The organism is Ramlibacter sp. (assembly GCF_028291745.1).
Taxonomy (GTDB): Bacteria; Pseudomonadota; Gammaproteobacteria; order Burkholderiales; family Burkholderiaceae_C; genus Ramlibacter.
This window is the reverse complement of record NZ_JAQGNQ010000031.1, coordinates 16,092-27,646: the sequence shown is the minus strand read 5'-3', so window position 1 is coordinate 27,646 and position 11,555 is coordinate 16,092. Positions and strand designations below refer to the sequence as shown.

General features: G+C 67.2%; 10 protein-coding genes. 5 read left to right on the top strand and 5 right to left on the bottom strand.

The features are described from left to right. The coding region (locus JWP60_RS05180) for a hypothetical protein (protein ID WP_299787293.1) at window positions 1-1,652 on the top strand (1,652 nt) is incomplete at its 5' end. A 154-nt stretch (window positions 1,653-1,806) separates the two neighbouring features. Here the strand turns inward: JWP60_RS05180 and guaD are convergent. Together guaD and JWP60_RS05170 are read right to left on the bottom strand one after the other, a co-directional pair. Continuing rightward, on the bottom strand, window positions 1,807-3,096 hold the full coding sequence (guaD, locus tag JWP60_RS05175; protein WP_299787290.1) for a guanine deaminase: 1,290 nt from the start codon (window positions 3,094-3,096) through the stop codon (window positions 1,807-1,809). Between the two features lie 45 nt (window positions 3,097-3,141). Next, the gene (locus tag JWP60_RS05170) at window positions 3,142-4,215 is read right to left on the bottom strand and encodes a BMP family ABC transporter substrate-binding protein (RefSeq protein ID WP_299787287.1); all 1,074 of its coding nucleotides are present in this window, start codon (window positions 4,213-4,215) and stop codon (window positions 3,142-3,144) included. A gap of 221 nt (window positions 4,216-4,436) precedes the next feature. Between JWP60_RS05170 and JWP60_RS05165 the strand changes: the two genes are divergently transcribed. Together JWP60_RS05165 and JWP60_RS05160 are read left to right on the top strand one after the other, a co-directional pair. Further along, window positions 4,437-5,486: a UDP-glucuronic acid decarboxylase family protein gene (locus JWP60_RS05165; protein ID WP_299787284.1), complete on the top strand. Its 1,050-nt coding sequence runs from the start codon at window positions 4,437-4,439 to the stop codon at window positions 5,484-5,486. After that, on the top strand, window positions 5,483-6,466 hold the full coding sequence (locus JWP60_RS05160; RefSeq protein WP_299787281.1) for a hypothetical protein: 984 nt from the start codon (window positions 5,483-5,485) through the stop codon (window positions 6,464-6,466). The genes JWP60_RS05165 and JWP60_RS05160 overlap by 4 nt, the downstream gene beginning before the upstream one ends. Here JWP60_RS05160 and JWP60_RS05155 read toward each other — a convergent pair. Genes JWP60_RS05155 through JWP60_RS05145 form a run of 3 tightly spaced genes read right to left on the bottom strand, consistent with a single transcriptional unit; the run spans window position 6,441 to window position 9,176 of the window. Next, entirely contained in the window at window positions 6,441-7,040 is a 600-nt protein-coding gene (locus tag JWP60_RS05155) for a histidine phosphatase family protein (protein WP_299787278.1), read from the bottom strand. The two genes, JWP60_RS05160 and JWP60_RS05155, sit on opposite strands and share 26 nt — an antisense overlap. Before the next feature lie 22 nt (window positions 7,041-7,062). After that, window positions 7,063-7,998 carry a glycosyl hydrolase gene (locus JWP60_RS05150; protein WP_299787275.1) on the bottom strand — a complete coding sequence of 312 codons (936 nt, stop codon included), beginning with the start codon at window positions 7,996-7,998 and terminating at the stop codon, window positions 7,063-7,065. 20 nt (window positions 7,999-8,018) lie between these two features. Further along, the gene (locus JWP60_RS05145; RefSeq protein WP_299787272.1) at window positions 8,019-9,176 is read right to left on the bottom strand and encodes an inositol-3-phosphate synthase; all 1,158 of its coding nucleotides are present in this window, start codon (window positions 9,174-9,176) and stop codon (window positions 8,019-8,021) included. 187 nt (window positions 9,177-9,363) lie between these two features. On the opposite strand from JWP60_RS05145, the gene JWP60_RS05140 reads away from it, so the two are divergent. Together JWP60_RS05140 and JWP60_RS05135 are read left to right on the top strand one after the other, a co-directional pair. Continuing rightward, the gene (locus tag JWP60_RS05140) at window positions 9,364-10,479 is read left to right on the top strand and encodes an NAD-dependent epimerase/dehydratase family protein (RefSeq protein ID WP_299787269.1); all 1,116 of its coding nucleotides are present in this window, start codon (window positions 9,364-9,366) and stop codon (window positions 10,477-10,479) included. Then, the gene (locus tag JWP60_RS05135; RefSeq protein ID WP_299787266.1) at window positions 10,476-11,555 is read left to right on the top strand and encodes an SDR family NAD(P)-dependent oxidoreductase; all 1,080 of its coding nucleotides are present in this window, start codon (window positions 10,476-10,478) and stop codon (window positions 11,553-11,555) included. The genes JWP60_RS05140 and JWP60_RS05135 overlap by 4 nt, the downstream gene beginning before the upstream one ends.

The following is an 11,555-nucleotide window of genomic DNA, read 5'->3' as shown; positions in this document are numbered from 1 at the left end:
GCTTCTCCACCGACCCGACGGAGCTGGTCGACTTCTATGCCGTGCACCAGGACCCGGTGAGCGGCAGTGAAAGCGACTTCTTCCTCGGCACCTTCGACCCGTGCTGCGTGCCCCTGGGACGCTTCCGCTCGCCGGTGAACAACCTCGGCGTGTTCGGCGACCCGACGCGTGACTACCGCGCGGTCAGCCGCACGATGTGCCAGCCGCCCGGCTTGCACGCGGCGAACACGCCGCAGCTGCAGACCCGCTGCATGATGGCCCCGCCCGCCACGCCGGATCCGACCGTCGTGCAGGCGACCGTGACGCAGAACGTCAACGGACTCACGGTGGGCAAGTACCGGCTGCCGAACTTCGAGTACATCTTCGGCGAGAACCTGGCCTTCGGCGGACCGATCATCCCGGCCAACCTGCAGGACCTGCCCTTCCTGTTCTGCGGTTCCGGTCCCCTGGACGGACCGCGCACGATATCGCCGGTCGTCGGCCAGCTCGACCCCGCCCCGTGGGCCCTGCCGATGGCAGATCCGGCCTTCCACAGCACGCTGTGCCCGCAGGCCACTGCGGTCGGCGGCGCGCCTGGCGCGCCCCTGCCGCCGGTCCAGCCGGTGCCTCCGGTGCTCAACGCACTGGTCGCGGACGGCTCCGTCATCGCCGACGGACTGCCGCACACCGTGGTCCTGACGGTGAACGCCACCAACCCGAACACGCCGGCCACTCTCATGTCGTATGCGTGGAAGACGAGCGCTGCGGGCGTCCAGTTCTCGTGCGGTACCTGCGTCGCGAATCCTGGGGTTTCGCCAGTCTCGATCACGGCCACGATCACGACGAAGAGCGTCACACCGATCGCCATCACGACGACGGTGTCCAATGGTGTGTTGCCTGCCTCCAGCGGCACCATCACCATCATTCCGGCCGTGGCCGGGTCGCTGCCGCCCATCGTCACGACGCAAGGCGCCACCCAGGCCGGTCCGACCGTGACCCTGAGCGCGACGGCCAAGGCCGCCAATGGCACGAGCCCGATCACGATCAGCTTCCGGCAGGTCGGTGGTCCTTCCGTGGGACTCGCGTTGTTGCCGACGACCGGAGCACCGCCGAACCAGAGCGCCACCGCAACCCTCACCGTTCCGGTGAGCGCCGCGGCAAGCACGCTGAAGTTCGTGACGATCGTGACCGATCCGGCCACGGGTCTGCAGACCACCGGCGCCACGTTCTCCGTGACCAGCCCGGCGATCCTGTCGGATGTGTTGACGATCACGAACGTGACCTACCGTCCGATCGTGAGCCGCGTCGGCGCACCGGCCGACCTCGGGAAGTTGACCATCGTCGTGAGCTCGAACGAGACCGACGTGAATCCGCTGCCGGACGGCATGACGATGAATGCGATCGTGGTGAACAGCACCCTGCCTGCCAACGTGCCTGGCAGCACGGCGCTGCCGATCACGGTGCCGCTGAGGTACACGGCTCCCGACGTGCCGAACTCGCCGGCGGTCGTGTGCGGACCCACTGCCTGCTGGGTGGGCAATGCGACCGGCCTGATCCAGGATCCGACGCAGACGCCCGCGCAGCTGGTCGCCCCGACGACCGTGACCGCGATCTCGAGCCTCGGTGGTACGGCCAGCGTTTCGCAAGGCAACGCGGTGTTCAGGATCCGTTAAGACCGTGTGTCCCTAGGGTGGGTTGCCTGCGGCAACCCACCTTTCGGCTTCGCCGGGTCCGGATGCTGGGGTGCCTGCGGCAGCCCAGCCTACGGGCACCGATGCGCGAACGCCGTTCGTAGGCTGGGCTGCCCGGAGGCACCCCAGCGCTACGTCACAACAATGCAGCGCCGTCGACAAAGACCTGTTCAATCGTCCGGTCGTCTCCGAGCACGATCAGCGAGAACAGCAGTTCATCCAGCGTAGCCGCCGCGGCCGTCTTGCGCGCCAGCAGCGGCGTCGCCTTCGGGTCCAGCACCAGGAAATCCGCCTCGCAGCCGGCCCGCAGGTTGCCGATCACGCCACCGAGACCGAGCGCCTGCGCGGCCCCGGCCGTGTGCTGCCACCACAGGTGCTGCGGGCTCAGGCTCACGCCGGGCTTGGTCTGGCCTTCGCGGCCCACGTAGTAGGCGGCCAGCATCGTGTGGAAGGGCGAGAAGCTGGTGCCGCCGCCGACGTCGCTGGCAAGGCCGAAACGAAAGCCCACGCGCATCGCCCCCTCGTAGTCGAAGAAGCCGCTGCCCAGGAACAGGTTGCTGGTGGGACTGACCGCCGCCGCGGTGCCCGTGTCGCGCATCAACGCGCGGTCGGTGTCGTCGAAGTGGATGCAGTGCGCGTAGACCGCGCGCTCGCGCAGCAGGCCGAAGTCCTCGTACACGGAGAGATAGCTGCGCGCCGCCGGAAAGAGCTCGCGCACCCAGCGGACCTCGTCCCGGTTCTCGGCCACGTGCGACTGGATCCACACGTCGGCAAACTGCGCCGCGAGTTCGCCGGCACCGCGCAATTGCGCCTCGCTGCAACTCGGTGCGAAGCGCGGCGTGATCGCATAGCCGAGGCGACCCCGCCCGTGCCAGCGCCGGATCAGTGCCTCGGTATCGACCAGCGACTGCTGCGTCTGGTCCCGCACGCCGTCGGGCGAGTGCCGGTCCTGCAGCACCTTGCCCGCGATCATGCGCAGCCCGCGCGCCTCGCTTGCTTGCATCAGCGCATCGACCGAGTGCGGATGCGAGGTGCAGAAGGCCAGTGCGCTGGTGACGCCATTGCGCAGGAGTTCGTCGAGGAAGACCTGCGCCACGCCCAGCGCATAGGCGTGGTCGGCAAAGCGCGATTCGTGCGGGAAGGTGTAGTTCTCGAGCCAGGGCAGCAGGCCTTCGGCCGGCGAGCCGATCACGTCGGTCTGCGGAAAGTGCACGTGCAGGTCGACGAAGCCGGGCGCGAGGATCTTGCCCGGCAGGTGCGTGACAGGCACGCCCTCGTAGTTGCCCGCCAGCGCGCCGTAGGCACCCGCGGCGCGAATCACCTTGCGGCCGTCGCCTCCCGGGCCGACGACCAGCAGGCCGTCTTGTTCGTAGCAGGCCGAAGCGTCGTCGGCAAAGGAAAGCAGGGCGGCGCGGTAGGCGTGCATGTCGGATCTGGTTCCCGGGTCAGGCCCGGGATTCGGGCTTTGCCCTCATTGTCCGATCTTCCCCTGCACGCCCGATACGAGAAAGTTCATGGTGAGTATCTGCGTATCGTTCAGGGCCTGCCCCTTCGCGATCACCGGCTTGCCCTGGTTGTCGGCGATCGGGCCCGCGAAGGGACGCAGCCGGCCGGCAGCGATGTCCTGCTGGCGCACCAGCACTTCCTGCTGCACGGGCTTGGGCACCTTGCTGCCGAAGTAGCCGACGCGGATCATGCCGTCCTTGACGCCGCCCCACACGTTGCCGCTCTTCCACGTGCCATCCAGCACCGCCTGCGTGCGCCGCTTGTAGTAGTCGGCCCATTGGTGCGTGACCGCGAGGATCTGCGCATCGGGCGCGACCTTGCGCATGTCGGAGTGATAGGCGATGGCCAGCTTGCCGCGCTCCTGGGCCGCCGCCATCACGGCGGTGGATGCGGTGTGGAACGAGATGACATCGACGCCCTGGTCGAACAGCGCCATCGCGGCATCGCGCTCCTTGCCCGGATCGAACCATTCGTTGAGCCAGACCACGCGCACCTGCGCCTTCGGATCGACCGAGCGCATGCCCAGCGTGAAGGCATTGATCCCCTGCAGCACTTCGGGAATCGGAAAGCCGGCGACGTAGCCCGCGAGATGCGTGTGCGTCATGCGGCCGGCAGCAATGCCCGCGAGATAACGGCCTTCGTAATAGCGTGCATTGGCCGCCGCCACATTGGGCGTGGTCTTGTAGCCGGTGATGGACTCGAACTTCACGTCGGGGAAGTCCTTCGCCACCTTCAGGGTCGGCTCCATGTAGCCGAAGCTCGGCGTGAAGATCAGCTTGTTGCCCGAGTTCGCGAGCTCGCGGATCACGCGTTCGGCATCGGGACCTTCGGGGACGTTCTCGACGAACGAGGTCTGCACGCGCGCACCGAAGGCCGCCTGCACAGCTTGCCTCGCCTCCTCGTGCTGGTGCACCCAGCCGGCGTCGGTGACGGGCGCGACATAGACGAAGGCGACCTTCAGCGGCTCCTTGTTCTGTGCGTGGACGGGGAGTGAAATGCAGCAGGCGGCCCAGGCCAGGGCCGCGAGGTTTTTGTACATGGTGGTCCTCGACATGGCCCCGGAGATCAAAAAAGAAAAAGGCCGCCGGGGCGCGACCTCATGGGTTGGATTGTAAGCCCGACAGTTCGAACACTTCGCTCTTGCGGTCGCGTTACTTCCGTCGAGAGTCGCCCCACGGAGCGCTTGAGTTTGCGTATAAAGAAAGCCGAAGCAATGGCGACATCGCTTCGACAAAATTCATCACGACAGGGAACAACGACATGCGCAAGTACAACGGCAGCAGCACGGTCCTGGTCACTGGCGGCGCGGGGTTCCTGGGCAGCCACCTCTGCGAGCGGCTGGTCGCGCAAGGCCATCACGTCATCTGTGCCGACAATTTCTTCACCGGCACCAAGGACAACATCGAGCACCTGCTCGAGCACGGCCGCTTTGAACTCGTGCGTCATGACGTCACTGTTCCGCTGCACGTCGAAGTCGACGAGATCTACAACCTCGCCTGTCCCGCCTCGCCCGTGCATTACCAGCACGATCCGGTGCAGACCACCAAGACCAGCGTGATCGGCGCGATCAACATGCTGGGCCTGGCCAAGCGCACGGGCGCGCGGATCTTCCAGGCTTCCACCAGCGAGGTGTACGGCGATCCCAGCTATCACCCGCAGCCCGAAGGCTACTGGGGCAACGTCAACCCGATCGGCCCGCGCAGTTGCTACGACGAGGGCAAGCGCTGCGCCGAGACGCTGTTCTTCGACTATCACCGGCAATGGGGGGTCGACATCCGGATTGGCCGCATCTTCAACACCTACGGCCCGCGCATGCATCCCAACGACGGCCGCGTGGTGTCCAACTTCATCGTGCAGGCGCTCAAGGGCCAGCCGATCACCGTCTACGGCAAGGGGCAGCAGACGCGCAGCTTCTGCTACGTCGACGACCTGATCGAAGGCTTCCTGCGCCTGATGGCGCTCGACGGCCCCTGCCCCGGCCCGATCAACCTGGGCAACCCCGGCGAATTCACCATCCTGGCGCTGGCGCAACAGGTGATCGAGCTGACCGGTTCCAAGTCGAAGATCATCTTTGCGGAACTGCCGGTCGACGACCCCGCGCGGCGCCGCCCCGACATCACGCTGGCGCAGGAGAAGCTGAACTGGGGACCGACCGTGCAGCTCACGGAAGGCCTGAAGAAGACCATCACCTACTTCGACAAGCTGCTCACGCGCGCGGCCGCGACCCACGAGTCGCCCAACGTGCGGCCCGCCAGCCGGCCGGTCACCACGCGCAAGGGCGACGGTCGCCGGGCGGTGCTGGCGGCTTGAGCCCGGACACCTTGCCCGACGTCGCCGACGACTGGCTCGCTGGCATGCGGCGCGGCGACTGGGAGTCGGCCTGGCGCGCCACCGACCGCCTCGAACTGCCGCGGCGCGTGCAGCAGCGCAGACCCGGCTTCGTGCCGCGGCCCGAGCACCTGCGCTGGGACGGCACGCCCACCGCGGGGCGATCGGTGCTGGTGCGCTGCGAGCATGGCCTGGGCGACACGCTGCAGTTCCTGCGTTTCGTGCCGCACCTGGGCGCGCGACAAGTGCACTTCATGGCGCAGCCGTCGCTCGTGCAACTGCTGCGCGGGGCGCCCGGGCTCGGCGACGTGCACAACTACTGGAGCGACGATCCGCTGCCCGCGCACGAGGTCGACCTTGAAGTGATGGAGCTCGCGTACGCGCTGCGCAGCACGCCCGCCAGCTTGCCGCCACCTTATCCGCACCTGTCTGCACAGCTGCCGCACGACGACCTGGACCTGCCCTCGGAAGGCCGCCTGCGCGTCGGGCTGCTGTGGGCGGCCAGCGATTGGGACGCAAGTCGCTCGGTGCCGCTGGCGGCGCTGGCGCCCCTGTTCGCGCTGGAGGAGGTGCAGTTCTTTTCGCTGCAGCAGGGCGAGGCCGCGGCCGACCCGCTGCTGCAGCGACTCGATATCGAGCGGCTGTCCGCGCGCACCTCGGACATCTGCATGGCCGCCGCGGCCATGATGCAGCTCGACCTGCTGATCACCATCGACGGCATGCCCGCGCACCTGGCCGGCACGCTGGGCCGGCCGACCTGGGTGATGCTGAAGCACGATGCCGACTGGCGCTGGATGGAACAGCGCGAGGACACGCCCTGGTACCCGACCCTGCGCCTGTTCCGGCAGCCGCGTCCGGGCGACTGGAGTGCCGTCGCGCAACAGCTCGCCGCCAAGCTGCGGCCGCTGGCGCAGGCGCAGCGCCAGCGCGAAGCGGTCAGCGCAGGGGACCTTGTGCGTTGAGCAGGTGCAGCCTGGACCAGCCTTCGCCCAGGGCGAGGATGCTGATCGAGGCGGGCGCGATGTCGAACTGCTCCAGCTTGTCGAGCGACAGGCCGAGATGGCTCGCGATCATGGCCTTGAGCGGGTCGCCATGCGAGACCACCAGAACGTGTTGCTCGGGATGGCCGTGCATGAGGCGTTGCAGGCCTTCCACGCCGCGTTGCGCGACCCCGGCAAAGGGTTCACCGCCGGGCGGCTGCGCACTGCCCCGGCGCTCGCACCAGTGCTTCCACTCGGGCTGGTCACGCACCTCGGCGAAGGTGCGGCCCTGCCAGTCGCCGAGATCGACTTCGTCGAAAGCCGCCTCGGTCTGGATCGCCATGCCGCGCGCTTGCGCGAGCGGCTGCACGGTTTCGTGCGTGCGCGGCTGCGGACTGCAGTAGATCGCGTCCAATGCAAACGAGGCGAGGCGCTGCACGAGCTCCTGCGCCTGCTGCCGGCCCTGCGCATTGAGATGCACGTCGGGCTGGCGGCCCGCGAAGCCGCGGCCCAGCCAGTCGTGCGCCGCGTGCCGTGCCAGCAGGAAGGTGGTCATCGCCGCGCGCCCACCAAGCGCATCACGCCACCGCGGCCAGCGGCCTCTCCTGCTGCACCGGTGTGGCGGCGTGGCCGGCGTAGCGGCGCACCATGCGGCCACAGAACTCCGCGAACTCCTGCGGCACCTGCGGCGCGCTGGTGTGGTGCGGCTGCAGCCCGCGGTGCTCCGGCGTGAAGCAGAAGGTGACGGTGACGTCGAAATCGTCCAGCGCCGCCATCTGCCGGTCGAACCAGGCGTCGGCATCGGGACGGAAGCTGTCGGCCCAGCTCAGGCCGGTGCGCAGGCGCTTGACGCCCAGCTTCTTCAGCCAGCGCACCGCATCTTCGAGCCGATGGTCCTCGTAGTGGAACCACTGGCAGATGCCGAACTCGGGCGTGTACTCGGCAAAGTGCCTGGCCGCCAGCTTGGGCGTGCCGTCTTCCTGCAGCAGGCCCATGTGGAAATGACGGTAGTAGCTGGAGCCTTCGGCCTCGCGGTGGCGCGTGGTCGCGGGCCAGGCCCTGGGCAGGTCGTACAGCGAATACCAGTGGATGCGCGGCACCCGGCCCGACAGCAGTTCGGCCGTGCGCTTCAGGCCGAATTCCTGCACCTCCTCGGCGCCGAAGGTGGAGACGCCCACCTCGGTCACCCACACGGGCAGGTGCGTGACGGCCTCGATCTCGGCGATGCGCTCGGGCCACTGGTTGATCTGCCAATGGTTCCAGTCCAGCGGAAAGCCATGCACGGCCACCGCGTCGACGCTGTCCAGCACGCCCTGGCGCGCCAGCGTTTCGATGAACGCCGGATCGATCGGCGAGATGCCGCCCAGCACCTTGGTGAGCTTGGGCGACTCGGCGCGCACGGCGGCCGACGCGAGCTTGACCATCTCCGCGTAGCGGGTCCAGCCCGGATCCAGCTCAGGGTCCCAATGCGACTTGTTGTTCGGTTCGTTCCAGAACTTGACGGCTTCGATCATGGTTCTCGTTGGCTGCTTCTTCAGACGTTCTTCTGTTGCACCGTGCCGACCTTGGGCGCCTTGCCGCCGCCAGCGGCCGCTCCGTTGCGCGGCTGGATCGCGATCTCCTCGTCGCCGCGGATGAAGGCTTCGACCAGTTCGCGAGCCTCGTCGTCCGTGAACTGCAAGGGCGGCGACTTCATGTAATAGCCGGACGGGCCATTGAGCGCACCGCCAATGCCACGGTCGAGTGCGATCTTGGCGCAGCGGACCGCATCGATCACGACGCCGGCGGAATTGGGGGAGTCCCACACCTCCAGCTTCAGTTCGCAGCTGAGCGGCACATTGCCGAACGCGGTGCCTTCCATGCGGATGAAGGCGAACTTGCGGTCGGTCAGCCACGGCACGTAGTCGCTCGGGCCGACGTGCACGTCCCGCTCGCGCATGGGATGGCCGAGCTGGCTGGTTACCGCCTGCGTCTTGCTGATCTTCTTGGAGGCGAGCCGTTCGCGCTCGAGCATGTTGAGGAAATCGGTATTGCCGCCCACGTTGAGCTGATAGGTGCGGTCGACCTTCACGCCGCGCTTGCGGAACAGGTCGGTCAGCATGCGGTGCACGATGGTGGCGCCCACCTGCGACTTGATGTCGTCGCCGATGATGGGCAGCCGCCGCTGGGCAAAGCGCTTGTTCCAGTACGGCTGCGAGGCAATGAAGACGGGGATGCAATTGACGAAGGCACAGCCCGCTTCGAGGATCTGCTCGACATACCACTTGGTCGCCATCTCCGAGCCGACCGGCAGATAAGACACGACGACATCGGTCTTCGTTGCCTTGAGGATGCCGACGATGTCGTCCGTGCTGCGGTCCGACTTGGGCACGATGTCCTTCAGGTAGGTGCCGAGACCATCGTGCGTCATGCCCCGTGAAACTTCGACGCCCAGCTTGGGCACCTCGCAAAAGCGCAGCGTGTTGTTGGGCTCGGCAAAGATCGCCTCCCCGAGGTCGAGCCCGACCTTGTGCGCGCTCACGTCGAACGCGGCCGTGAATTCGATGTCGCGCGGGTGATAGCCGCCCAGTTCGACGTGCATCAGTCCGGGGACGAAGTCGTCGGGCGCTGCGTCGCGATAGAAATGGACGCCCTGCACCAGGGAGGACGCGCAGTTGCCTACGCCGATGATGGCCACACGGATCTTGCTCATGTTGTTCTCCCTTTTGATTCTTCCTTATCTCGCTGTCGCGTGACGATTGGCTCAGCGACGGGTGACGGGGCATGGTACAGATCGCGCACTCATCCGTGGCTCGTTTTCAAAATTTCGTTGAAATGGGCCCCATCGGTTGAGCCATGGTCCTAACATCACGGATCAACAACAACATGAAGGCCGATCCATGCACAAGGTGTTGATCACGGGAGGTGCCGGTTTCATCGGTTCGCATCTGGCCGACGAGCTGCTGGCACATGGCTACGAGGTGCGGGTGCTCGACCTACTCGACCCGCAGGTGCACGGCGAAAGTCGCCGGCGGCCGGAGTACCTGGCAAGGCATGTCGAGCTGATCATTGGCGACGTCAACGATCCGGCCAAGGTCGCACAGGCCCTGCAGGGCGTCGACGCCGTGTACCACTTTGCCTCCGCCGTCGGCGTCGGGCAAAGCATGTACGAAATCGCACACTACACGCGCGTGAACAACCTGGGCACGGCCGTCCTGCTGGAAGGCCTGGTCAAGAATCCGGTCGAGCGGCTGGTGGTGGCCTCGAGCATGAGTCTCTATGGCGAAGGCCTGTACCAGGGCGCCTCGGGCGGCCCGCGCGTGGTGGGCGAACGCACGCTGGAGCAGTTGAAGGCCGGGCAATGGGAATTCACCGGCGAAGACGGCAGCGCGCTGCGGCCCATGCCCACGCCCGAGACCAAACAGCCGGCGCTGGCCTCCGTGTACGCGCTTTCGAAGTACGACCAGGAGCGCCTGTGCCTCATGATCGGCCGGGCCTACAACATCCCGACGGTGGCGCTGCGCTTCTTCAACGCCTACGGTCCGCGGCAGGCTCTGTCGAATCCCTACACCGGCGTGCTGGCGATCTTCGCCTCGCGCTTCCTGAACAACAACCCGCCGGCCATCTTCGAAGACGGCTTGCAGCAGCGCGACTTCGTCAGCGTCTACGACATCGCGCGCGCCTGCCGGCAAGCGCTGGAGACGCCGGAGGCGGCCGGCGAGACCTTCAACATCGGCAGCGGCCAGCCGCGCACCGTGCGCGACATTGCGGCCAAGCTCGCCAAGGCGGTCGGCAAGGAAAACATCCAGCCGGACATCATCGGCAAGTACCGCGTGGGCGACATCCGCCACTGCTATGCCGACATCAGCAAGGCACAGCGCATCCTCGGCTACACACCCCAGGTGCGGCTGGAGGACGGGCTCGTCGAACTCTCGTCGTGGCTGGCCAGCCAGGCGGCCGTCGACCGCGTGGCCCAGGCCAGCGCCGAACTCAGCGCGCGCGGGCTGACCGTATGACGGAGCACACCACCCTCATCACCGGCGGCGCCGGCTTCATCGGCTCCAACCTCGCGCATCGGCTGCTCACCATGGGCCGCAAGGTGCGTGTGCTGGACAACCTGTCGCGCCCGGGCGTGGAGCAGAACCTGCAGTGGCTGCGGCAGCAGCACGGCAGCCTGCTCGACTTCGTGCGCGCCGACATCCGCGATGCCGCGGCCGTCAACGAGGCGGTCAGCGGCGTGCAACAGGTGTTCCATTTCGCGGCCCAGGTCGCGGTGACCACCAGCCTCGAGAACCCGCAGGAAGACTTCGCGATCAACGCCCTGGGCACGCTGAACGTGCTGGAAGCGGCGCGTTCGCGGCCGGTGCCGCCCGCGATCCTGATGACGTCGACCAACAAGGTCTACGGCGGCCTCGAAGATCTCGATCTGTCGGTGCAAGGCCAGCGCTACCTGCCGGTCGCTGGCGAGGTGGCCGCGCGCGGCATCGACGAGGCGCGGTCGCTCGACTTCCACAGCCCCTACGGTTGCTCCAAGGGTACAGCGGACCAGTACGTGATCGACTATGCCCGCAGCTACGGCATGACCACGCTGGTGTTCCGCATGAGCTGCATCTACGGCCCGCGCCAGTTCGGCACCGAGGACCAGGGCTGGGTGGCGCACTTCATCCTGCGCGCCCTGCGCGGCGAGCGCATCACGCTGTACGGCGACGGCATGCAGGTGCGCGACGTGCTGTTCGTCGATGACCTGGTCAACGCCTTCCTGCTGGCGGAACAGAACGCCGCGCGCCTGAAGGGGCGCGCCTTCAACATGGGCGGCGGCGCCGGCAACGCGATCAGCCTGCAGGACCTGCTCGATCGCATCGAGCAGTTGCACGGCAAGCGCCCGCCCGTCTCCTTCGATGCCTGGCGCACCGGCGACCAGCGCTACTACGTGTCCGACACGCAGGCCTTCACGCGGGAAACCGGGTGGCAGGCGAAGGTGAGTGCCGACGAAGGGATTGCCCGCCTGTTCGAGTGGCTGGCCCAACGGCAGGAAAAACGCGGCAACGCGCCGGCAGGCGCCGGCGAAAGACAGGTAGCAGGAGCAGTTTGA

What these genes read in the sequence shown, in the direction of transcription:
- JWP60_RS05150 (WP_299787275.1), bottom strand. Translation starts at nt 7,998, where the DNA reads ATGATCGAAGCCGTCAAGTTCTGGAACGAACCGAACAACAAGTCGCAT.
- JWP60_RS05170 (WP_299787287.1), bottom strand. Translation starts at nt 4,215, where the DNA reads ATGTACAAAAACCTCGCGGCCCTGGCCTGGGCCGCCTGCTGCATTTCA.
- JWP60_RS05155 (WP_299787278.1), bottom strand. Translation starts at nt 7,040, where the DNA reads ATGACCACCTTCCTGCTGGCACGGCACGCGGCGCACGACTGGCTGGGC.
- JWP60_RS05165 (WP_299787284.1), top strand. Translation starts at nt 4,437, where the DNA reads ATGCGCAAGTACAACGGCAGCAGCACGGTCCTGGTCACTGGCGGCGCG.
- JWP60_RS05140 (WP_299787269.1), top strand. Translation starts at nt 9,364, where the DNA reads ATGCACAAGGTGTTGATCACGGGAGGTGCCGGTTTCATCGGTTCGCAT.
- JWP60_RS05145 (WP_299787272.1), bottom strand. Translation starts at nt 9,176, where the DNA reads ATGAGCAAGATCCGTGTGGCCATCATCGGCGTAGGCAACTGCGCGTCC.
- guaD (WP_299787290.1), bottom strand. Translation starts at nt 3,096, where the DNA reads ATGCACGCCTACCGCGCCGCCCTGCTTTCCTTTGCCGACGACGCTTCG.
- JWP60_RS05135 (WP_299787266.1), top strand. Translation starts at nt 10,476, where the DNA reads ATGACGGAGCACACCACCCTCATCACCGGCGGCGCCGGCTTCATCGGC.